This window comes from Celeribacter halophilus (genome assembly GCF_018860305.1).
Taxonomy (GTDB): Bacteria; Pseudomonadota; Alphaproteobacteria; order Rhodobacterales; family Rhodobacteraceae; genus Celeribacter; species Celeribacter halophilus_A.
Genome location: NZ_JAHKPE010000040.1, coordinates 1 through 22,135 on the forward strand (window position 1 = coordinate 1; position 22,135 = coordinate 22,135).

Genomic DNA, 22,135 nt, shown 5'->3' on the forward strand with positions numbered 1-22,135 from the left:
CAACATATAATACAACGACACAGCGCCCCAAGGGGCGCTTTCCGCGCTTCCAGAAATCCGCGCTGGATGCAAGCGGGGGTGTGTAGAAATCACCCTCAATAGCTTCAATACAGGGAACGCATCGGTTTTTGTCAATCATTTGTAAACTACGTTCACCGTATCTTGCATTAGGAAGTTGGATGTTTGGCGAACATGACGATGAAAAAGCTTGATCGAGATAATTTAGCGATTGCCGCTTTGAAGCATCCATTTGGGTGGAGCGAGGCAATATGAATTTTCAGGTTTCAAATCTCTTTAAGCCCACCATCTTGCTTGCTCTAGCGTTGATGGTTGTGATCGTCATGATGGTTTTTCCCGTGCCATCATGGATTTTGGATTTAGGGATGGCGACCAGTTTTGCGTTGGCGATTCTGATTTTCACGGTCACTTTGTTTATCGAGCGCCCGTTGGACTTTTCTGCCTTTCCGACGATTCTGTTGGCGAGTTTGATGTTACGGCTTTCTTTGAACGTGTCTTCCACCAAACTTATTATTGGTCAGGGGCACACGGGCACATCCGCCGCAGGAAATGTGATCGAAGGTTTCGCCAGTTTTGTCATGAGCGGGTCAGTCCTATTGGGGCTGGTTGTGTTCACCGTGCTTTTAATTGTCAATTTCATGGTGATCACCAAGGGTGCGGGACGTATGGCGGAGGTCGGTGCGCGGTTTGCTCTGGACGGAATGCCTGGTCGCCAGCTTGCTATTGACGCCGATCTTTCTGCTGGGGCGATCACGCATGAGGAGGCGAAACAAAGGCGTGAACAGGAGTTGGCGGAGACCACGTTTTTCGGCTCCCTTGATGGTGCGTCCAAATTTGTGAAAGGCGACGCAATCGCAGGCCTTTTGATTACGTTGATGAATATCGTGATGGGGCTGGTGATCGGTGTTGCGGTTCATGATATGCCTTTGGGGCAAGCCTTTGAAACATATGCGATCTTGACCGTCGGAGACGGGCTCGTCAGTCAGATTCCTTCCGTGATTATCTCGATTGCCGCAGCGTTGCTTTTGGCGAAAGGTGGGGCCAGCGGGTCCGCAGACCTTGCCATTTTCCGTCAGCTTGGAAAATATCCTCCGGCACTCTACACGGTTTCGGTGCTTATGGCGCTTTTCGCTTTTGTTCCGGGACTGCCGTTTGTGCCGTTTATTGGTGGATCTATTGCGCTTGCGACCAGTGCCTATTTCGTGGCGCGCAAGAACGCAGCAGAAGCTATGGAAACCGCCAAGAAGGAAGCGGCAAAGCCTGCCCCTGTGGAAGAGCGCGAGTCGATGGGGGACATTCTCGACCTCGATGATATTCATGTCGAATTTTCGCCTGATCTTGTCTCGATGGTGCTGGATCCGCAAACTGGGCTTGATGCACGCATCGCAAATATGCGGAACCACGTGGCAACTGTCTTTGGAGTTATCCTTCCCGAAATCCGCCTGACTGATGATCCCAGCCTTCCTCCGGGAACTTATGTCGTGCGCATTCAAGGGGTGGAGCAAGCCAAGGATCGTTTGCGCACCGACAAGGTGCTCGCGCTTGTGTCCGGTGATGCGGATATGTTGCCTCTCGGAGAGGATGTTTCCGAACCCGTTTATGGTGCGCCTGCGCGCTGGATTGATCCGTCTAAAAAGGAGGACGCGGCCCTCACCGGCTGTACTGTTGTTGAAGCAACTGAAGTGTTGGCTACGCATCTCCTTGAAGTCATAAAGCGGAACTTTCCGCGATTGTTGACCATGAAATCCCTGCGGCGATTGCTCGATGAGATGACCAACCTGACGGATAAGTCCAGAGCTGAAGCCAATCAGAAACTGCTCAATGAGTTGATCCCCGACCGCGTCCCTATGGATTTGTTGTTGTCCGTTCTGCGTCTGTTGCTGGAGGAGCGTGTTTCGATCCGGAATATGGCTCTGATATTGGAGTCTATTTCCGAGGCACGCGGTTCACATGCGACGCCTGAGTCAATTTGTGAGCATGTGCGCCAACGTCTGGGTTTTCAATTGATTTCCGAGATCAAGCGCGAGGATGGCACCCTGCCGCTGCTTCAACTGTCGCCGGAATGGGAGGAGCGGTTCATGTCTCATCAAATCGACAACGAGCGTGGGCAAACCGATATTGCTCTGCCTCCGGATCAGTTCAACAAGCTTGCCAAAACCATGGCGGACAAGATTGCCAAAGCCGGTGAAAATGGCATCTATCCTGGGATTGTGACTTCGACACGCCGCCGCCGGTTTGTTCGGACGGTCTTGTCCGCGCAGGGAATACAAAATCCGGTCTATTCTTTTGAAGAGATCGGGGCCGACGCAAAGCCGTCACTTGTCGGACTGGTGCCCGCATGACGCAGGGCCTTGGAGAGCTTCTGGCATTCAGTCAATCGAGCATCACGGAGGCGTTTTTTGTCTTTCTTCGTGTCGGCGCAGTGATGGCTGTCCTGCCCGTCTTCGGGGAAAGGTCCATTCCCGAACGGGTGCGGCTCGTTCTGGCAATAGCTTTCACCGCAGTTGTGTTTCCCGCCGTAGCGATAGAGGTGCAAGACTTGGTTGCGACATCTCAGGGCCTCATGCGGGGATTGGCGACGGAGGTCATGGCCGGACTTGTGCTCGGTCTGGCTTTGCGGCTTTTCGTGATGGTTCTGCAAATTGCCGGCTCTATGGTGGCCCAGTCCACGTCGCTGTCCCAGATTTTTGGAGGTGGGGCTGTCGATGCGCAACCGGCTATCGGTCATTTGTTTCTGGTCGCTGGGTTGGCGCTTGCCGTCATGCTTGGATTGCACGTCCGAGTGGCCGAATTATTGATCCTTTCCTATCAATTTTTCCCCGCAGGGATGTATTTGCCCAAAGAAGACGTTTTGACATGGGGTGTTAACCATATTGCCAAAGCATTTGCCCTGTCATTTAGCCTGTCGGCTCCGTTTCTCATTGCATCGCTTGTTTACAACGTCGCACTCGGCGTCATTAACCGTGCAATGCCATCGCTCATGGTGGCTTTCGTTGGGGCGCCTGCGATCAGTTTGGGAGGGCTGCTTTTGCTCTTTGTGTCGGCGCCGATCCTGTTGGAGCTATGGCAGACGGGCTTTGCTGAACTGCTCTTAAACCCGTTTCAGGTGCGCTGATGGCTGGTGGTGACGACGAGGGCGACAAGCAATATGAGCCGTCACAAAAGCGTCTGGATGATGCGCGAAAAAAGGGTGAAATTCCCCGATCCAATGATCTGACAACGACGGCCGCCTATTTTGGATTTGTCGCAACAGCTATGGCTTTGGGGGCCGCAAGTTTCCAAAAGATAGGGACAGCGCTTCAATCCTTACTTGGTAACGCGGACCTCTATGCGCAGGATTGGCTTGAGGGGGCGGGAAAACCTTGGACCATAGGATTGATTCAGGAGATCGGCGCGGGTCTTGTGCCGTGGTTTGCCCTGCCTGCGCTAATGGCGATTGCAGTGGTCTTTGCGACAAAGTCCATGCTTTTTTCTCCGAGCAAGATCGAGCCTAAATTGTCCAAAATCTCTCCGGTTTCGAATGCGAAAAACAAATTCGGCCGTTCCGGTCTTTTCGAGTTCGCTAAAAGTTTTTTCAAACTCTCAATTTATTCAATTGTTCTCGGTGTTTTTCTTTATTCGAAGCTCCCGCTGATCGTGTCCACCATGTCTTTGAGCCCAGGTATTGTCGCGGCAACATTGGCGGAGCTGGTCGTCGGCTTCATGGTGATCGTTTTGATGATCTCACTGATGATCGGCGGAGTAGATTATCTTTTCCAGTATAACGAACATATGCGCAAACACCGCATGTCTCGCAAAGAAATGACCGACGAGGCGAAGGAGCAGGAGGGCGACCCTCATTTCAAACAGAAACGGAAGCAAAAAGGGTTCGATATCGTCATGAACCAGATGCTTGCCGAGGTGCCGAAAGCGGATGTGGTTGTTGTGAACCCCACCCATTACGCAGTGGCGTTGAAATGGGACCGTATGACCGGAGGGGCGCCGGTGTGTGTGGCGAAAGGTGTCGATGAGATCGCCGGTCGTATTCGTGAAGCAGCGCATGAAAACGGTGTCCCAATTCATCACGACCCGCCGACAGCCAGAGCTCTATATGCCACCGTGGATCTGGGGGAGCAGATTTTGCCCGAGCATTACCGTGCTGTCGCGGCTTCGATCCGCTTCGCCGAGAAAATGCGTAAGAAAATGAAAACTCAATTCGGACAATGACAATGAAGAAGCTGAAAGATCTGAGACGATTAAAGGACGTCGCAGAGATGTCTCTTAATGTAGAACTTTCGACGCTTTCAGACATAAAGCGCGAAGAGAAAAACCTGCGTGCGCGTTGGGATTTGATAGAAGAAAGCCGGAAACAACGTGCGGCGGATATAGGCGCGGCAAAGGAGTTTGATGTCGCTCGGGCAATGGGCGCTGATGGGGCCTGGGACAAATGGGCGAGCCAGCAGAAACGTCGGATTATGCTGGAGCTTGCGCAAATATCCGAGAAGCGCGAGGCACAGTTGGAAAAGGCGCGAAAAGCTTTCGGGAAGCAAAATGCGCTCGGCCAATTGACCGAGCACTTCAAGAATAAGCGTTAAAGCCTTTAATCAAAGTCCTGACGAACGATATCGAGCAGCAGAACATCGTTAACGTCGGGGCCGAGGGTTTTGCGGGCGACTTCCAGAAGCGCGCGGCGCAAGGCTGTCATCGAACTGCTGGACGTGAAATTTCCCTGAAACCCGCCGGTATTGGCATGGTCAAAGAGAACTTGCAGGAAAGCATCGCGCAGTTTGGGTTCGCGGGCATAGATGCTCTCACGCATCCCTTGTTTTGTTTCAAGGCTAAGAGTTAGGACGACCATTGAGGTGACGCGGCCTTCCTCAAGGTTGGGAATCACGAATTGGTTGTTCAATTTCACATATTCGAAGGCAGGGTTCGTCCCTTCCATAGATTTCTCTTGGGTGTCCTGAGCGCGGTTTGCATCACTGCCCCCTTCATTGTTGAAGGTATCGATTTCAACAATTTCGGGGTGTGGTCGAAAGAGCAAACCGGCACCGAGACCAGCAATCAAGCCAAACAGGGCCAATAATACGGGCAAAATTTTCCGAAACATGGGGCCCTCCGTCAGAATGGTAACACGATATCAGCAATTTGCTGGCCGTATCGCGGTTGTTGCACCTGTGTGAGTTGGCCGCGGCCTCCGTATGAAATGCGGGCCGAGGCGATTTTGTCATAGGTGATTTCATTCTGGCGCGAGATGTCTTCGGGGCGCACATAGCCCTCGACCAGAAGTTCGCGAATTTCATAGTTGACCCGCACCTCCTGCGACCCCTGAATATGTAGAACGCCATTGGGTAGAACGTCGACAATCGTGGCCGCGACCATCAGTTCGAGTTTTTCGTTGCGCTTGATGCTTCCGTCTCCTGACGAGGCGGAGTTTGAATTGGTGTTGACTGCAGACCCCATTGTTGCGCCGTCGGGGAGTACTTCGTTTATCCGCTCCGGAATGCCGAACAGTGAAGACAGCCCCATGGTCTCGGATCCGGAACGGCTGCGATCGGATGAGTTTGACATCTCGGCACTATCGTCAATTTCAATAACGACGGTCAGAATGTCTCCGCGTTCAATGGCCCTGCGGTCGCCGAGAAGAGACTGGCGTGAGGAGGTCCAGAGAGAGGCGCTATCCGCAGGGGTATGTTTCTCAACCTGCTCAGGGAGAGAGGGATTGCGCATGGCGGAGGTTTCGGAGGAACTGGCCACAGGGGTAAATTCAGGAAGACGTCCGACCTCTTCCAGATCCGAGCAGGCGCCAAGGGCGAGAAATGCAGGAATAATGAATTGAATACGCATGGAAAATCCTGTTTTAATGAGTGGGTGTCCCGCCGACATGAATGGCCCCGTCCGGTGCGACGACGCCAGAAACGGTCGTTCGTGACGAGAGATTCATCACCCGAACAAAGTCACCAACGGCTGCACGATCCAAAGCTCGCCCTTCGGCGGTGATGGAGAGGCCTCCTTGGCTGTAAACAAGTGGCACGACCTGATTGCGGGCGATGATGGCGGCGGGGGCAATGTCAGAACGGGATATGGGGCGCCCCGTGTAGAGCATCACACGCGCTTCAAGTCCGATAGCTTCGTCGATTGTCGTGATCGCGCCGGGGTGCTTGCCTTCTATAACGGCGAGATCGGCAGCCGTTAAAAGCGTTTGCGCGCGAATGGTGCGCGTGGCGACCACGGTATCGGCGCCCGCCGGATACGCGAGCCATAGGGCGAGGATCATGAAGAGGTGTTTTGTCATCGGATTTGCGTTGTTGCGGAAAGCATTTGGTCGGCTGCGGTGATAACTTTGGCATTCAATTCATAGCCGCGTTGAGCCTCGATCAGTTCGGTCACTTCGCGCACGGCATCAACGGAACTGTCTTCCAGATAGCCTTGCCGCAACGTGCCAAGTCCGTCGACGCCAGGGGTGGAAACATTTGCCGGACCAGAGGCTTCGGTTTCGAGAAACAGGTTGGAGCCGATCGCCTCAAGCCCTTTGGCATTCGAGAAACCGGCGAGCGTGAACTGCCCCAAAAGCTCGGCAGCGACGGTATCCTCGAAATAGGCGTAAACCTCGCCATCGGCATTGATGGAGATTGAAAGCGCGTCATCCGGAATGGTGATGTCAGGAACGACGGTATAGCCCTCCGAGGTTACGATTTGTCCATCGGCGGAGCGTTTGAGACCGCCGTCTCTGGTAAAGGCCGACTCGCCGGAGGGTAGCGTGACTTCAAGGTAGCCAAGCCCTTCTATAGCGATGTCGAGATCGCCTCCGGTCGCAGACAAAGACCCCTGCGCCAGTTCGATATTGACGGAAGAGGGGCGAACCCCGAGCCCGAGTTGAACGCCCGTTGGCAAGACCGTGCCATCGGAGGAGTTGATGGTGCCGGGGCGGGCCATTTGTTGGTAATGCAGATCGGCAAATTCGGCGCGGCGGGCGTTGTAGCCGGTGGTGTTCATGTTCGCGAGGTTCTGCGAAATGGTCTCCACCCGCATTTGCTGGGCACTCATGCCTGTGGCTGCAATTTTGAGAGCGCGCATGTCGGGACTCCTTTCTTAGCGGCCAAGTGTCGAGATGACGGATTTAATCCGCTCATCTTCTTGCTCGGCGAATTTCTGGCTCAGCGTGTAGGCGTGTTGGACCTCGATCATCCGGGCAACTTCGGTAATCGCGTTGACGTTCGAATTTTCCACATATCCCTGCAAAATCACGGCGTCCTCCTGAGGCACGATTGCGCCATCTGTGTAAAACCGGACGCCGTCATTGCGGGTCAGGGTGGTTGGGTCTTCGGGCATATAAAGGCCGATCTGTGACAAGGGCTGACCATCGGCGGATAGCGTTCCGTCGGAGGCGACAGAGACTGTCTTTGCATCCAGCGGGATGAAGATCGGCGCGCCTCCATTATCCAGAAGGTGATACCCGTCATGGGTGGTCAACTCGCCTTGCTGGTTCGTGGTGAATGCACCGTTTCGGGTCAGTGCCAGTCCGTCGGGCATCTGGATCAGGAAAAATCCGTCTCCCTCAATGGCGAGATCATATGTCCCGCCGGTGAGGGTGAGTGGCCCTTGTGCGTCATTGGTCAGTCGCACATTGGCATTTGCCATCGAGAGGCTGTCCTCGCCTTGCCCGAGCGCATTGATATGCTCGGAAAACAACAGTCCTTCTTTGCGGAAACCTGTTGTGGAGAGGTTGGCGATGTTATTCGCAATGGCCTGTAGCTCGCGTTTGAGACCGGCCATGCGTGTCAGTGTTGTATAACCTGCGCTGTCCATTAAAGACCTCCGATCAAGGGAATGATGCGGTGTTGGAAAAAACTGGTCAGGGTTTCGGTCATGAAGCCCATCGACATCCAGAAGACGACCAGAATTGCCATCAGTTTCGGAACGAAAGTGAGGGTCATTTCCTGAATGCTTGTCAGGGCTTGAAATAGACCGACCACGACGCCCGCGACCAAGGCGATGACGAGGATCGGCGTGGAAATGATCGTTGCGATCCAAAGCGCCTGGCGGAGTGTGTCGTAAAAGACCAGTTCATCCATGGATTAGACCGGCATCCGAAGGATTTCCTGATAGGCCTCGACAACCTTGTCACGTACGGTAACGGCGGTTTCGATGGCCAGTTCGGTTTGAGCCAGCGCCTGAACCAGAGCCTGACTGTCGACTTTACCGGACATGGCCGCCTTTGCGACTTCTTCGCCTTGGGTCAAAGTCTGTGCAAAGCTTTCTGCGGCCTTTTGGAATGCATTTTGGCCTGTTTGTTCGGCTTCTTGGGGGAGGGCCGCCGTTGCGGGGCGGGTTTTGGCATAGCCGAGAGCGGCAAATGTAGATCGAATATCCATTCTGGTCTCCTGTGTTATGCGCGGCTTTACCGACGCAGAAGGTCAAGTAGTGATGAGGACATTTGGCGGGCCTGATCGAACACCTTGAGGTTCGCCTCGTAGCTGCGTTGCGCTTCGCGGGCGTCAGCGATTTCGATCATGAGTTCGACATTGGAACTGTCGTAAAACCCGTCTTCACCGGCCAGCGGATGGCCCGGATCATAGACTTCCTTGAGCGGGGATTGATCAAGCTCCACCGGCCCTGTTGTCACCGCACCGGTTTTGCGGCCTTGCTCGGTCACTTCCTCGAAGGAAACGGTTTTGCGGTGATAACCGGGTGTATCCGCATTGGCGATGTTTTCGGACACATGGCGTAGGCGACTGGCCTGTGCCTGCATCCCCGAAGCGGACAGGTTGAGAATATTCTGCAAGTCAGACATTCGTATCCCTCCTTACGCGCGCCCGATGGATGTGCGCAGGATGTTCATGGAGCTTTTGTAGATGGCGAGGGCCAAGTCATGTTCATGACGAACCTGACTGGACTTCATCATTTCGGTTTCAAGCGAGACCGTATTCCCGTTTGGCGAGGTCGCGCCGGAGGTCTCGAAAACGCCGTAATCCGCAGCGGCATCCTTGGGATCAAGGATATGTGCGGCCCGCGTGGCCCGCATTGTGGTGCCGGATGCTTGTTCATAGGCGCGGGCAAAGGAAGCGATATCCTTTGCGCGATATTCCGGCGTATCCGCATTCGCGATGTTTTTCGCGATCACTTCCTGACGTGTGACGGCATGTCGGGCCATGTCGCCAGCCATTTTGAAGATTTCCAAATTCTCGAACACTGAGGCTTCTCCTCTGAGTTATCTCAACCAAGGCTTAACTCTGATTCCTTTAGAAAGAGTTGTCGAAGCCGGAGGAATTTATGAACAGCGTTGGATTTGATCTTCTTTTGTCTGAAGTGGCGGGCGTTAAACCTGTCCAGTTTGTCGGGCGTGTCATAGAGGTGTCGCGCGGGGTTTTGACCGTGTCGGGGCTCAGTGGCATTGCCGCTTTGGGGGACCTTGTTGAAATCGGTCACGGGGCGGACATCCGTCGCGGCGAGATTCTTCAACTCGATAAGGCAACGGTCACGGTCTTGCCTGATGGCGGGCCGGACGGTTTGTCTATTGGTGACGCCGTCGCGCATGTGGGCAAAAACCATATCGCACCGGATGACAGCTGGATCGGTCGCGTGATTGATCCTTTCGGACAAGCTCTTGACGGAAAACCTGTTTTACAGGGAAACAAGCCCCGTCCCTTGCGTGGGCAGCCGTTGAATCCGACAGAGCGGCGCGCGCTTGGTGCGCGTCTGGAGAGCGGTTTGACGGTCTTCAATACGCTCTTGCCGATTGTGCGCGGGCAACGGGTGGGGCTTTTCGCGGGCTCCGGCGTTGGGAAATCGACCCTGTTGGCGAAACTGGCGACAGGGCTTCAGGCTGATGTGGTCGTAATTGCGATGATCGGCGAGCGCGGACGCGAAGTGCGTGAATTTCTGGATCGGGTGCTGGGGCCAGCCGGTTTGAAACGTTCGGTCATTGTGGCGGCGACATCGGATCAGTCTCCGATGGTGCGGCGGCGATGTGCGTGGACAGCCATGTCGGTCGCAGAACATTTTCGGGACCAAGGGAAACAGGTCCTGTTTCTGGCCGATTCGGTGACCCGTTTTGCGGAGGCGCATCGTGAAGTGGCGCTGGCAACAGGGGAGTCGAGCTCGCTTCGTGGTTTTCCGCCCTCAACGGCACATCTCATCACAACGCTTTGCGAGCGGGCCGGTCCGGGGATTGGCAATACGGGAGACATCACGGCCGTGTTTTCGGTCCTTGTGGCCGGATCGGATATGGAAGAACCGGTGGCTGATATCCTGCGCGGCGTTCTTGACGGGCACATTGTTCTCGACCGGCAGATCGCCGAACGCGGGCGTTTTCCTGCGATTGACCTGCTGCGGTCGGTGTCCCGCGCTTTGCCGTATGCGGCGACTGAACAGGAAAACGAACTCATCTCACGGGCGCGCCGGTTGTTGGGCGTTTATGATCGATCCGAAATGATGATTCAGGCCGGTTTGTATTCGGCAGGGGCGGATCCGACGATTGACGAGGCCATTGAAGCCTGGCCGAAACTTGACCGCTTCCTTGCGCAGTCTGAGCCGGATGGCATTGAACAGAGTTTCCAGAGGTTGGCCGAGTGCTTCAAGAATTAGGCCAGATCTATCCCACATGCCACGCAGCCAAAGAGGGTATCATTGTGTGTGTTTGAAAATATAGCCGCAGGGGAAGGTGCCCCTGCGACGCATTCAATAGGTTCACTAAAGACCGCTTAACCGCGCATGGGGATAGAGGTGATGAAACGCAGGGCGTTGCGCACCTCCCTGATTGCGGGTTGCATCCGATTTCTGATCCGTAGCTCGGTCATTTCGTCAGAATGAGTTTGCCTGCGCGGGTGATGCGCAATGTGTAAATCTGCCCGTCAAGATTGATAAGGCGGGTGCTGCCTTCGGAAATCAGGCTGCGGGCGTCTACGGGAGGAAGTTGACCTGCGTCGGCGGTCATCGGAGTTACATGTGCGTTCATCTCTGGTGCCTTTGGGCTCTGGTCGGTTTCATCGGTCATATCAATCCGCCTGATGTTTCGGGGCGGTCCGTGAGTGTCACGGCAGTTTTTTTCTTGGGCGGACAAGACGGAAATGCCTGCCCGCTGTGGTCCCGCTCTGCTCCTGCGACTCGCCGGAACAGCGCGGTTCTTCCTTTGAATATTAAACCTTAGTTTTTCTGTCAACTTTATATGAGGATATTTTATCGGCCATATATTCGCCTCTCGTGTTTCCTTCCGGCGGTGAGGGTGCTTCACAATTTAAACACGATTGCAAATTAACATTGACGAAAGTGTCACTTCCAATATCTGAAGGCACGAGGATCAAAGGGTATACAGGGTGGCGATGGGTATTCGGAAAGCATTCGGGCTGATAGGGATTGCTATGCTGCCACTGTCGGTGACGGCTGAAACGCCTTTGGCGGTTGAACTGGTCGAAGCGCAGGCCCAGCCCGTAGTGCAGGAGTTGCGACTCGTGGGTGCGGTCGAGGCGTCTGACAGTTTTCCGGCCTCGTTCCGGCGCGGCGGACAGATTGATCTGATGAATGCCGAGGTCGGCGCACATTTCAAGGCGGGCGAGGTGATCGCGCGGATTGATCCGACCAATACCGAGGCGGAACTGGATGCGGCAAAAGCCAATCTGGATGCGGCGGAGGCGGCCTTGGTTCAGGCGGATCAGACACGAACACGGGCGCAAAACCTGTTGGATCGCGGTGTCGGGACCCAAGCCCAATATGATGAAGCCCAGCAGGATTATCTGGAAGCAAAGGCAACGCGGGATCAGGCCAGCGCCCTTTTGGAAACGGCGCGACAAGCCAAGGACGACACCGTGCTGCGCGCGGATCGTGATGTGACGGTCACCGAACGTTTCGTCGATTTGGGAGAGGTCGTGTCGGCAGGCATGGCAGTGGTGCAGCTCGCGCCGGAAGACAAGCTTCAAGCCGTGTTCCTCGCGCCGGATGCCGCGGGCCTGTCAAAGATACGGGGCCGAGAGGTGGAACTGGACCCGACAGGGCCACTGTCGGCCTTCGCGGCCACGGTGACGGAGGTTCTGCCGGTGCTGACCGAGACAGGCACCGTTGAAATCCACGCGGATATTCCGGCGGAACAGGTCGGTACAATTCCCATCGGCACGTCGATCACCGGACGGGCGACGATCATGACGGAGGATCGGATCATCCTGCCTTGGACGGCTTTGAGCGCAAAGTCCGACGGGCCTGCGGTATGGGTGGTTGATCCGGATAGCGCGACGGTCTCCCTGCGGCCAGTGGAAATTGCGGGCTATGGTGATGATCATATCGAAGTGTCGGAGGGTCTGTCAGAGGGAGAAACTGTCGTGGGTGCAGGCTCGCATCTTCTCTATGACGGGCGTGCGGTTCAGGCTGTCGAGGTGACACAATGAGGTGGTTTACATCTATGGTCATGGGCGTTGCCCTCGGTCTCGCCGCGCCTTTGTGGGCAGATGACGACGCGACGACTCCGGCCCCGGACGTTCTGCGCCCTGTCGTGAGTGAATTCCTGTCCGCCGATCCGGCCGTCCAGCGGCAGTTTTCCGGCGTAATCCGCGGGGAAGATGTCGCGGGGCTTGCATTCCAAACCAGCGGACGTCTTGCCACGATGGATGTCGAAGCCGGTGACAAGGTCGCCGCGGGACAGGTCTTGGCGACTCTTGACCAGATTACACTTGCGCAGGATGTGGCTGTGGCCGAGGCAGCACTGTCAGCGGCGCAGGCTCAGGCGGATTTCGCGCAGACGCAATATGATCGGGTTGCGGTGCTTTTGTCTCGCAATGTGGCGACCACGGCGCAGATCGAAGCGGCGCGTGCGGCGCGTGATGCGGCTGTGGCAAATGCAGACAGCGCACGTGCGGATTTGGTGCAAGCAAAAGAGGCCGAGGGCTATGGCAAGCTGACCGCGCCGAGGGATGGAATTGTGCTGAGCACAAATGTCGAACCAGGCACGATGGTCAGTCCGGGTGTCAGTGTGATGGAACTTGCCGATCCTTTGGGGCGCGAGGCGATCATTGATGTGGCGGAAAGTTTTGCCACGGTCATTCCCGAACATGCCCGTTTCACCGTCCATCACCGCGCCGAAGGTGTTGCTCCGGTGGAAGCCGAACTGAGCGTGGTGGAGCCGGTCTCTGAGACCAGCCTCGAAACCCGACGCTTGCGTCTGACCTTGATTGATCCGCCGGAGGACTACCGCATCGGAACGCTGATTACGGCGAGTTACAACAGTGATACGGCTCCTGTGATGACCTTGCCACAAAGTGCGATCGCGGGCACGGACGAGGCCCCCGGAGTCTGGCGGGTGGAGACCGACGGGGGGATGCGTGTCGCGCATTTTGTGCCCGTTGAGATTGGCGCGGAAATCGGGGATCGCGTCGTGGTATCCGGCAGTATCAAAGAGGGCGATGAAATCATCACTCACGGGGTTCATCGTCTGGAAGACGGCCAACAGGTCGGGGAGCGTTTGCCATGAAGGGTTTCAACCTGTCCGATTGGGCCTTGGGGCACCGCTCCTTTATGTGGTTTTTGATGATCGTCGCCGTCATTGCCGGCGCGTTGAGCTATATGCGGCTCGGGCGCGAAGAGGATCCTGCCTTTACCATCCGCACCATGGTTGTATCTGCCAGCCTTCCCGGCGCGACGGCGGAGGAGACCGTAACACAGGTCACCGACCGGATCGAACGCAAGTTGCAGGAATTGTCGACACTCGATGGCACCCGTTCCGTGACCTATCCGGGGATTGCTCTGGTCTATGTGGATCTGCGCGACGATGTGCCCGCCAGCGAGGTGACACCATCATGGACCCGCGTGCGCCAGATGATGTCGGATATTCAAAGCGAGTTCCCCTCCGAGTTTCAGGGATTTTCCTTTGATGACGATTTCGGCGATGTGTTCGGAACGGTTTACGCCTTTACCTCCGACGGATTCCGCCCCGAAGAGGTCAAAGACTATGTCGAGGATATTCGCGATGTCGTGCAGGGCCTCGACGATGCCGGCAAGGTCGAGCTATTCGGCACGCGCGATCAGGTCGTCCACCTTGAATTTTCCGCGCGCCGACTGGCGGCTTTCGGGTTGGATGCGCAGACGGTTCTGTCCTCGCTTTCCGCGCAAAACGCGATTGTGCCGTCGGGGATGATCTCGACCGAGGATGAAAACATTCTCCTGCGTGTCACAGGGCAGTTCGATACGGTCGAAGCCTTGGCTCAGGCGCCATTGCGTTCCGGCGATATCTTCTTCACGCTTTCCGATGTCGGGGAGATCACCGAAGGCTATGACGACCCGCCCAGCGAGCTTTTCCGTTACAACGGAGAACCGGCCATTGGTCTGAAAATCGGGATGCTGGACGGGGGGAATATTCTCGATTTCGGTGAAGCGCTGGACGAGGTGATGCAAGAACAGGCGGCCCTTTTGCCGCTGGGGATCGACATGCATCATGTGGCAGACCAGCCGAAAGTTGTGGAGCATTCCGTCGGCCATTTCGTGCAAGCCCTGATCGAGGCGGTGGTGATTGTGCTCGGTGTGAGCTTTGTCTCCTTGGGGATGCGTGCAGGCTTTGTTGTCAGCCTGACCATCCCGCTCGTTCTGGCCCTGACCTTTGTGTTCATGGAGATCCTCGGGATCACGCTTCAACGGATTTCTCTGGGCGCGTTGATCATTGCGCTGGGGCTTTTGGTGGATGATGCGATGATCGCGATTGAAACCATGATCTCGCGGCTGGAACTGGGCGAGGGACGGCGGAAGGCGGCCTCTTATGCGTGGACGTCGATTGCTTGGCCGATGCTGACTGGGACGTTAATCACCACGGCGGGCTTTATCCCCATCGGCTTGAACAACTCGAATGCGGGGGAATATACGCGCACGCTGTTTTATGTGATCGCTATTTCTCTTGTGCTGAGCTGGATTGTTGCTGTGCTTTTCGCGCCGGTTCTGGGCGCGACCTTCCTGCCGAAAAAGTGGAAGCACGAGCATGGTGAACCGGGTTGGCTGCGCCGTCGCTTTCATGTGATGTTACGTCTGGCCATGCGGTTCAAGGTTGTCACCGTGCTCCTGACATTTCTGGTCTTCGGCCTGTCGGTCGTTGGTATGACCAAGGTGGAGCAACAGTTTTTCCCCAATTCAGACCGGCCCGAAGTGCTGGTCGATGTCACCCTGCGCCAGAACGCCAGCATCTATGCGACTGATAGCACGATTGCCGAGTTTGAAACCTGGCTGAAAGAGCAGGACGAGGCTGACTATTGGACCACATTCGTCGGCAGGGGAGCGCCGCGGGTGATCCTGACGCTTGAGGCGCTTACGCCGGGGCCGAATATCGGGCAGCTTTTGATCATGACACCGGATCTCGATGCGCGGGACCGTTTGATCGAGAAGGTGCGCAGCTATTCCGAAAAATTGCCCGGTGTCGAGTTTTACCCCAAAACATTCGAACTTGGCCCACCCGTTGGCAAGCCTGTACAATACCGTGTCTCCGGTCCGGACTATGCCGAGCTCCGCGATCATGCGCGGGCATTTGCGGCGGTGATCGCGAAAGACGAACGGCTTACCTCTATGGCGCTGGATTGGAACGAGCCGAGCCGTGTGGTTCGGGTCGATCTTGATCAAGCTCGTTTGCGCCAGTTGGGATTGACGCAATCCGACGTGGCGGGGGTGTTGTCTTCTTTGTTTGAAGGCTCGACCGTGACGCAAATCCGTCAGGATCGTGATCTGATTGACGTGGCTATTCGCGGGGCAGAGGACGACCGCAAAACGCTCTCAGCGCTCGAAAACCTGCAATTTGCCAACACCCAAGGCGTTGCCATCCCCTTGTCTTCCATTGCGACGCTGGACTGGGTGACGGAACAACCGCTCATCCGTCAGGAAGACCGCGAACCGGTGATCACGGTGAAGGCTGCGATTGCTAATGATGATTTGCCAGCCACCATTGTCGATGATCTTGCCCCGCGTGTTGCGGCCTTCGCCGCAGATCTGCCGCGTGGTTATACGGTTGAGGTGGGCGGCACGGTGGAAAGCAGTGCCGAGAGTCAGGCGCCGATTGTGGCGGTCATGCCGGTCATGGTTTTGATCATCCTGACGCTTGCGATGATTCAGGTGCAGAGTTTCCGGCTGATGTTTGTGGTGATGGCCGTGGCCCCCTTGGGGTTGATCGGGGTCGTGGTCTCGCTTCTGGCCGCCAGTGCACCAATGGGATTTGTGGCGCTCTTGGGGGTTTTGGCACTGGTCGGTATCCTGATCCGAAACTCGATTATTCTCATACAAGCCATCGAAGATTTGCGCCGCGAGGGGAAATCGCGCTGGGCGGCAGTATTTGAGGCATCCGACAGCCGTGCGCGCCCGATCCTTTTGACTGCTGCCGCCGCATCTTTGGCCCTTATCCCGATTTCGCGTCAGGTGTTCTGGGGGCCGATGGCCTATGCCATGATGGGCGGGATCATCGCAGGGACGTTGATCACCCTGCTCTTTGCACCGGCACTCTATTGCATCGTGTTCGGGGTGAAGCCCGAGCCGGAGGCGAAAGGGTGAGCGCCATGTCAGAGACCTTGGACAAAGGACTGGATCACCGGACCCGTGTGGGTCAGGCGCGGCGTCAAAAGATGCTGGACAGGTTGATCGAGGCCTCCATCATGGTGTTTGCGGAACGCGGGCTGAACGGGACCGTCATCGACCATGTTGTGCGCTGTGCTGGCGTGTCGCGCGGCACGTTCTACAACTATTTCGATACGATTGAAGACGCACTGGAGGCCGCGCGGATCGCGCTCGGACGTGAGGTGGTCCTACTGGTCAACGATACGGTCGATGCAGAGCTTCCTTCCGCGAAACGTGTGGCGCTTTCATTGCATGTGTTCATAGAACTGGCCCGTCAGTACAGTCTGCTGCTGGAGTTCTCCGCCCGTCTAGGCAGGCACAGTTTCAGTTTCGGTTCTGTCCTTTGTCAGGTGGAGCCGGGGTTCCACGCCGACGGGGTCCAGTCCGGTGCGTTTCGTGATGTGCCGGAAGACTTGATTCTGGACATGCTGGAGGTTGGCACGATTGCTATTCTGGGGCGTGTCATGGCGGGTGAGGAGGTTGATGTAGAGGCGTTTGTGGCCGCGATGCTCCGCGTTTACGGCCTTGGATTCGAAGAGTCGGTTGAGGCCGCCATGCGCCCCGATCCACTGGTGCTGCCCTCCATCCCTGACGATAGCCTTCTGGCGCGGGGGAGTGTGGCTTGGGAAAAGTCCCACCCCTAGCACGGCTTGCGGACTTTGGTCCTAGGCCGCATCTTCTGACATTCGCGCTATGGCCTGCGCCAAGACCGTTGCGGCGCGCACTCCGTCGATCAATTTCACTCCGGTCTGATGCGATAGTGTGCCGTAATGACCCGACATGCCAGCGCATCCCAGAATGACTGTTTTGGCACCATCGCGGCTCAGGATTTGAATTTCCGAGGCCAGATGCTCCAGTGTTTCGGAGCGCCCTTCCTCGACATCGAGCACGGGGATGCCGCTTGCCCTGACCCCGAGGCTGCGTGCGGTAAATCCCTGTTGCCGGATATTGGTTTCGATCACGGGGACAGAGACATCAAGTGTGGTGACGACGCCGAAGCGGTCGCCGGACAAAAGTGCCATATGATAGGCGGCCTGTCCGATCCCGATCACCGGACAATGGGCCGCTTCGCGCATTTCTTCGAGGCCGGTGTCATCGAAACAGGCGATGATGATGACATCTACCGCCTCGGCTCGGGCCTGTGGCAGGAGGGCCAGTTGACCGGCGAGGGCGGCAGCGCCGTCTTCAGGGCCCTGGATGGCGGGCGGTCCGTCATGGTTGGTCCAGCCCAAAATCTCCGCATCAGGTAACATCTCCCGCGCGGTGGCGACCACGCTGTCGGTCATTGCCTCGGTGGAGTTGGGGTTGAGAAAGAGCAGCTTCACCTCACACACCTTTGCCCGCGTCTGAGCCGAACCGTGCGCGTCGTTTGCCCATGACCCAGACGGTCAGAAGAAACGCTCCGATGATTAACAGCGAGAACAACGTGGTGAGCGTGCCAAGCGCGTAGATTACCGGTGTGGTGACATTGGTGGTCATGCCAAAGATTTCCAGCGGCAGAGTGTTGTAGGAGCCGGAGGTCAAAAGCGTGCGGGCAAATTCGTCATAGGACAGGGTGAAGCCGAACAGGGCGACCCCGATCAGGGAGGGCGCAATGATCGGCAGCACGACATAGCGCACGGTCTGCCACGGAGATGCGCCTTGGTCGCGGGCGGCTTCTTCAAAGGATTTGTCAAAGCGGTTGAACACGGCAAACATGATCAGGAGGCCAAAGGGCAGTGTCCATGTGAGCTGGGACCCGAAGCCGGATGTCGCCCAGTGAATTTTCAGCCCGAACTGGTTGAAAATGAGACCCACGCCCAGAGAGATCAGGATCGAAGGGATCACCAGCGAGGCGATGATGAGGTAGAACAGGATGCCGGAGCCGTAGAACCGTTTGCGAAAGGCAAACCCGCCCATCACCGATACGGTCACAGTGGTCACCATGACCATCAGCCCCAAGGCCAGAGACCGCAGGAACGCACCCCAGATGTCACCGACAGCCTGTTCCATATAGAGTTCGCGGAACCAGTTCAAAGAGACGCCCCGCATCGGAAAGGTGAGACCTCCCTCCGGCCCCTGAAACGACAGGATGCCGATGGTGAGGGTGGGGCCGTAGAGAAACAGGATAAAGAGCGCGAAGAACGCGGTCAGCACATAGAAGGATTTGGTTCTCTTTTCCATCGTTCAAAGCTCCTTCCGGATGTCGACAAAGCGCAGGAGGATGCCGATGACGATCAGTACGGTGATCAGGAGGATCACGGCTGTCGCTGCGGCGGAGGGGTATTGCAAAAGCGCGATGTCATTGGAGATCAGCCGTCCGACATTGGCCTTTTGGGACCCCGACATGAAGCGCACGGTGATGAAGTCGCCCATCACGAGTGTCAGCACAAAGATTGTCCCGATCATGATGCCCGGCTTGGTCAGAGGGAAAATCACATGGATCAGGGTCTGAAAACCGCTTGCCCCGTTGTCGCGTGCCGCTTCGATCAGGCTGTGGTCGATCCGCGTCATCGTGTTGAAAATCGGCACAACCATAAACAGCGTGTAGAGATGCACGAAGGCGAGGATCACCGAAAAATCTGAATACAACAGCCATTCAAGCGGCTGGTCGATGATGCCCCAGGATTGCAGTGCACTGTTGGCGATGCCGTTGCGCCCGAGGAAGGGAATCCATGAGATCATGCGAATGATATTCGAGGTCCAGAACGGGATCGTGCAGAGCAGGAATAGCGCGATCTGCATGGTCTGGCTGCGGATGTGAAAGGCCAGATAATAGGCGACCGTAAATCCGATCGCGAGGGTCATCGCCCATGTGATCAAGGCGTATTTGAACGTCGCAAAGAACACCTTGTAGGTCACGGGCGAGCCGAAAAGGAATTGGTAGTTTTCAAGGGAAAAGGCGGGGATGATCGAAAATTCGGTCGCTTGCCAGAAACTCACCACCACGATGGTGATGATCGGGAGGATCAGAAATCCGATCAGGATCAGGGTGAGAGGTGAGGCCTGAAGCCAGCCCTGTATGTGACGGTTCTTGAGCATCGCGCGCCTTCTTTTTTCTCGGAATATCGCGGGGAGGAAGCGTGCGGACCCAAAGGCCCGCACGAAGGGAGGGGCACGCCCCTCATGTTATCAGGAGGCGATGAATTCGTTCCACTTGCGGACCATATACTGGTTCTCGTCCATCACGGCGTTCCAGCAGGCGACATGGCCCATCCGGTCGTAGAAAGAGCCGCCGTCGCGGGTCTCGCCCGCCTGCGCCAGTGTGTCACCGGTGGGAGAGGTGATGATGTCGGTGGCTGGCTTGCCCTCGAACCAGTAGCCCCATTCGTTTTCCGTCATGAACTCTTTCGAGGTCTCCGGCACGGCAGAGTAATAGCCCTGACGCATCAGATAGCCGCCGACCCAGCCGGAGAGATACCAGTTGATATATTCATAGGCCGCATCCAGCGCCATGCCCGACAGGTTCGCGGACAGGCCAATGCCGCCGCCCCAGCTGCGATAGCCCTCTTTGAGCGGCTGGTAGACGCAGGGAATACCGCGGGACTTCACGGCGGTGATGGCGGGCGACCACATGGACTGGATCACCACTTCGCCGGAGGCCATGAGGTTCACGGATTCGTCGAAGGTTTTCCAGAAGGCGCGGAACTGGCCGTTTTTCTTGGCTTCGGTGAAGATCGCAAAGGTCTTGTCGATCTCCTCGCGGGTCATATTGCCCTTGTCGCCATACTGGATTTCACCCATCGCCTCGCAGACCATGGCCATATCCATGATACCGATGGAGGAAATGTCGAGAAGGGAGGCTTTGCCCTTGAATTCAGGGTTCAGAAGCTCGGCCCATGTCTCGATCGGACGCCCGATCAGGTCGGGGCGGATGCCTAGCGTGTCGGCGTTGTAGATCGTCGGGATCAGCGTCATCCAGTTGGTCTGTTCCGTGGCAAAGGTCTTGGAGCCTTGGCCTTCGACGAAACCGACAGTATGCGGTGCGGTGCCTTGGGCGAGTGTGCTTTCCGGCGTCAGGCGACCATCTTTGAAAATGCCGACGATCTTGTCGTAATTCTTGATTTTCGAGACATCCATGGCCTGAAGGTTGCCGGTTGGCCAGACCTTTTTACAAATCCAGTATTCAATGTCGGCGATGTCGAAACTGTCCGGCTGGGTGGCGGCACGCTGGGTCACGGAATCGGAATCCAGCGCGGTCATCTCAAGCGTAAACCCGAGGTCTTCTTTGACCTTTTGGCCGACGTCGTTGAGGTTGGACACGCCGGTGCCGAACTGGCGCAGGGTGATGTCTTTGATTTCCTGTGCCCAGACCATCGGGGCCGGAAGGGCAGAGGCCGCAGCGGCAGCCGCGCCGCCTTTAAGCACAGCACGACGGCTGTAACGCATTTTAGACATGATGATAGTCCCTTGTTGGAAAGGTTGGTTGCTTATGCTTGGAGGCGGTGTAGCCGCCCCTCGTCCCAGGCAAGGCGCACGGCATCACCCGGGTTTTTGGGAGAAAGGAAAAACTGTTCTTCAGGCACAAGGGCGAGAACTTCTTCGCCATTTTCGGTCATCGAGGTCATGGCCACATGCGCGCCCTGATATTCGACAGAGGTGACCGTGGCGGGCAACCCGGCCTCGCCCAGCAAAACCTCGTCGGCCCGTAGCGCCACTTTGGCCCCTTCCAGAGAAATCACGTTGTGACCGCCCATGAAACGGGCAACGAATTCCGTCTTCGGGGTATTCCAGACTTCGCGTGCGGGTCCGGCCTGTTCAATCACAGCATTGTTCATCACCACGATCTCGTCGGCCAGCGCGAGGGCTTCATCCTGTCCGTGGGTCACATGCAGGAAGGTGATGCCCAACTCGCGCTGGATCCGTTTGAGCTCGGCACGCACTTTGATGCGCAGGAATGGATCAAGCGCCGACAGCGGCTCATCCAGCAAAAGCACCCGCGGTTTTGTCACCAGCGCACGAGCCAAAGCGACGCGTTGCTGTTGTCCGCCCGAAAGCTGTGCGGGCAGGCGATCCGCAAAATCGGTCATATGGACCAGTTCCAGCATCTCACCTGCGGCCTTGTTGCGCTCGGCCTTGTCGATACCCTTCATCCGCAGGGAAAAGGCCACGTTGTCGCGCACGTTCAGATGCGGAAACAGGGCGTAGCTTTGAAACATCATCGCCGTGCCCCGCTTGGCTGGCGGCAGGTGCGAAATGTCCAACCCGTCCAACAGAATGGAGCCGTCAGAGACGCTTTCATGACCTGCAATCATCCGTAGGGTCGTGGATTTGCCACAGCCGGAAGGGCCCAGCAGGCACACATAAGTGCCGTTTCTGAACACGTAATTGATCGAGTCCACGGCGGTGGTGACACCATAGCGCTTGGTCAGCGTCACAAGTTCTAGGTCTTTACCAGTGCGCATATCTCACCCGTTTTTGCGTTTCGATGTCTTAACGCTTGTCCGGTTTTCTGCGCAGGCGAAGCGTTTTTCGCGTTTGCAACGGGGCGGGTCACGAAATGCCTGTAGTTTGTGCGCGTCGTACATAAGAGTGCATTAATTATGCGCTAATTTTGTATACAATCTCGTAAACAATATTATTTCCCCTCCGGACT

General features: G+C 56.4%; 24 protein-coding genes. 9 read left to right on the forward strand and 15 right to left on the reverse strand.

Annotated features, from left to right (window positions below):
• Positions 1 to 269: 269 nt before the first annotated feature.
• Genes flhA through KO492_RS17120 form a run of 4 tightly spaced genes read left to right on the forward strand, consistent with a single transcriptional unit; the run spans position 270 to position 4,592 of the window.
• Positions 270 to 2,360 carry a flagellar biosynthesis protein FlhA gene (gene flhA, locus KO492_RS17105; RefSeq protein ID WP_216046087.1) on the forward strand — a complete coding sequence of 697 codons (2,091 nt, stop codon included), beginning with the start codon at positions 270 to 272 and terminating at the stop codon, positions 2,358 to 2,360.
• Complete coding sequence (locus KO492_RS17110; RefSeq protein WP_216046088.1) at positions 2,357 to 3,133, forward strand: flagellar biosynthetic protein FliR; 777 nt, start codon at positions 2,357 to 2,359, stop codon at positions 3,131 to 3,133. Before flhA ends, KO492_RS17110 begins: the two co-directional genes overlap by 4 nt.
• On the forward strand, positions 3,133 to 4,224 hold the full coding sequence (locus tag KO492_RS17115) for an EscU/YscU/HrcU family type III secretion system export apparatus switch protein (RefSeq protein WP_216046089.1): 1,092 nt from the start codon (positions 3,133 to 3,135) through the stop codon (positions 4,222 to 4,224). The genes KO492_RS17110 and KO492_RS17115 overlap by 1 nt, the downstream gene beginning before the upstream one ends.
• 2 nt (positions 4,225 to 4,226) lie before the next feature.
• Complete coding sequence (locus KO492_RS17120) at positions 4,227 to 4,592, forward strand: hypothetical protein (protein ID WP_216046090.1); 366 nt, start codon at positions 4,227 to 4,229, stop codon at positions 4,590 to 4,592.
• A gap of 5 nt (positions 4,593 to 4,597) precedes the next feature.
• Here the strand turns inward: KO492_RS17120 and KO492_RS17125 are convergent, their stop codons facing one another.
• Genes KO492_RS17125 through KO492_RS17165 form a run of 9 tightly spaced genes read right to left on the reverse strand, consistent with a single transcriptional unit; the run spans position 4,598 to position 9,190 of the window.
• A complete protein-coding gene (locus KO492_RS17125) occupies positions 4,598 to 5,107 on the reverse strand; it encodes a flagellar basal body-associated FliL family protein (protein ID WP_216046091.1) in 510 nt (169 codons plus the stop codon).
• An 11-nt stretch (positions 5,108 to 5,118) separates the two neighbouring features.
• Entirely contained in the window at positions 5,119 to 5,844 is a 726-nt protein-coding gene (gene flgH, locus KO492_RS17130; protein WP_216046092.1) for a flagellar basal body L-ring protein FlgH, read from the reverse strand.
• 13 nt (positions 5,845 to 5,857) lie between these two features.
• Positions 5,858 to 6,292, reverse strand: a complete 435-nt coding sequence (gene flgA, locus KO492_RS17135; RefSeq protein WP_216046093.1) for a flagellar basal body P-ring formation chaperone FlgA — start codon at positions 6,290 to 6,292, stop codon at positions 5,858 to 5,860.
• Positions 6,289 to 7,074: a flagellar basal-body rod protein FlgG gene (flgG, locus tag KO492_RS17140; RefSeq protein WP_216046094.1), complete on the reverse strand. Its 786-nt coding sequence runs from the start codon at positions 7,072 to 7,074 to the stop codon at positions 6,289 to 6,291. The genes flgA and flgG overlap by 4 nt, the downstream gene beginning before the upstream one ends.
• Positions 7,075 to 7,089: 15 nt before the next feature.
• A complete protein-coding gene (locus KO492_RS17145; protein ID WP_216046095.1) occupies positions 7,090 to 7,806 on the reverse strand; it encodes a flagellar hook-basal body complex protein in 717 nt (238 codons plus the stop codon).
• On the reverse strand, positions 7,806 to 8,072 hold the full coding sequence (locus tag KO492_RS17150) for a flagellar biosynthetic protein FliQ (RefSeq protein WP_216046096.1): 267 nt from the start codon (positions 8,070 to 8,072) through the stop codon (positions 7,806 to 7,808). The genes KO492_RS17145 and KO492_RS17150 overlap by 1 nt, the downstream gene beginning before the upstream one ends.
• 3 nt (positions 8,073 to 8,075) lie before the next feature.
• On the reverse strand, positions 8,076 to 8,372 hold the full coding sequence (gene fliE, locus KO492_RS17155; RefSeq protein ID WP_216046097.1) for a flagellar hook-basal body complex protein FliE: 297 nt from the start codon (positions 8,370 to 8,372) through the stop codon (positions 8,076 to 8,078).
• Between the two features lie 26 nt (positions 8,373 to 8,398).
• Positions 8,399 to 8,791, reverse strand: a complete 393-nt coding sequence (gene flgC / locus KO492_RS17160) for a flagellar basal body rod protein FlgC (RefSeq protein ID WP_216046098.1) — start codon at positions 8,789 to 8,791, stop codon at positions 8,399 to 8,401.
• Between the two features lie 12 nt (positions 8,792 to 8,803).
• A complete protein-coding gene (locus KO492_RS17165) occupies positions 8,804 to 9,190 on the reverse strand; it encodes a FlgB family protein (protein WP_216046099.1) in 387 nt (128 codons plus the stop codon).
• Between the two features lie 80 nt (positions 9,191 to 9,270).
• Between KO492_RS17165 and KO492_RS17170 the strand changes: the two genes are divergently transcribed.
• A complete protein-coding gene (locus tag KO492_RS17170; RefSeq protein WP_216046100.1) occupies positions 9,271 to 10,584 on the forward strand; it encodes a FliI/YscN family ATPase in 1,314 nt (437 codons plus the stop codon).
• Between the two features lie 208 nt (positions 10,585 to 10,792).
• On the opposite strand, the gene hemP is transcribed toward KO492_RS17170, so the two are convergent.
• Positions 10,793 to 10,933, reverse strand: a complete 141-nt coding sequence (hemP, locus tag KO492_RS17175) for a hemin uptake protein HemP (protein ID WP_231730479.1) — start codon at positions 10,931 to 10,933, stop codon at positions 10,793 to 10,795.
• 385 nt (positions 10,934 to 11,318) lie between these two features.
• Between hemP and KO492_RS17180 the strand changes: the two genes are divergently transcribed.
• The 4 genes from KO492_RS17180 to KO492_RS17195 are packed head-to-tail and all read left to right on the forward strand — an operon-like array spanning position 11,319 to position 17,204.
• Positions 11,319 to 12,374, forward strand: coding sequence for an efflux RND transporter periplasmic adaptor subunit (locus tag KO492_RS17180; RefSeq protein WP_216046101.1), 1,056 nt, complete (start codon positions 11,319 to 11,321; stop codon positions 12,372 to 12,374).
• The gene (locus KO492_RS17185; RefSeq protein WP_216046102.1) at positions 12,371 to 13,453 is read left to right on the forward strand and encodes an efflux RND transporter periplasmic adaptor subunit; all 1,083 of its coding nucleotides are present in this window, start codon (positions 12,371 to 12,373) and stop codon (positions 13,451 to 13,453) included. Before KO492_RS17180 ends, KO492_RS17185 begins: the two co-directional genes overlap by 4 nt.
• Positions 13,450 to 16,497 carry an efflux RND transporter permease subunit gene (locus KO492_RS17190; protein WP_216046103.1) on the forward strand — a complete coding sequence of 1,016 codons (3,048 nt, stop codon included), beginning with the start codon at positions 13,450 to 13,452 and terminating at the stop codon, positions 16,495 to 16,497. The genes KO492_RS17185 and KO492_RS17190 overlap by 4 nt, the downstream gene beginning before the upstream one ends.
• Before the next feature lie 5 nt (positions 16,498 to 16,502).
• A complete protein-coding gene (locus tag KO492_RS17195; protein ID WP_216046104.1) occupies positions 16,503 to 17,204 on the forward strand; it encodes a TetR/AcrR family transcriptional regulator in 702 nt (233 codons plus the stop codon).
• Between the two features lie 21 nt (positions 17,205 to 17,225).
• On the opposite strand, the gene KO492_RS17200 is transcribed toward KO492_RS17195, so the two are convergent.
• The 5 genes from KO492_RS17200 to KO492_RS17220 form a co-directional block, all read right to left on the reverse strand.
• Positions 17,226 to 17,885 carry an aspartate/glutamate racemase family protein gene (locus KO492_RS17200; protein ID WP_216046105.1) on the reverse strand — a complete coding sequence of 220 codons (660 nt, stop codon included), beginning with the start codon at positions 17,883 to 17,885 and terminating at the stop codon, positions 17,226 to 17,228.
• Between the two features lies 1 nt (position 17,886).
• Positions 17,887 to 18,723: an ABC transporter permease gene (locus KO492_RS17205; protein ID WP_216046106.1), complete on the reverse strand. Its 837-nt coding sequence runs from the start codon at positions 18,721 to 18,723 to the stop codon at positions 17,887 to 17,889.
• Between the two features lie 3 nt (positions 18,724 to 18,726).
• Complete coding sequence (locus KO492_RS17210) at positions 18,727 to 19,581, reverse strand: ABC transporter permease (protein WP_066600441.1); 855 nt, start codon at positions 19,579 to 19,581, stop codon at positions 18,727 to 18,729.
• A 90-nt stretch (positions 19,582 to 19,671) separates the two neighbouring features.
• Positions 19,672 to 20,937 carry an ABC transporter substrate-binding protein gene (locus tag KO492_RS17215; protein ID WP_216046107.1) on the reverse strand — a complete coding sequence of 422 codons (1,266 nt, stop codon included), beginning with the start codon at positions 20,935 to 20,937 and terminating at the stop codon, positions 19,672 to 19,674.
• A gap of 32 nt (positions 20,938 to 20,969) precedes the next feature.
• Positions 20,970 to 21,944 carry an ABC transporter ATP-binding protein gene (locus KO492_RS17220; protein ID WP_216046108.1) on the reverse strand — a complete coding sequence of 325 codons (975 nt, stop codon included), beginning with the start codon at positions 21,942 to 21,944 and terminating at the stop codon, positions 20,970 to 20,972.
• Positions 21,945 to 22,135 lie beyond the last annotated feature (191 nt).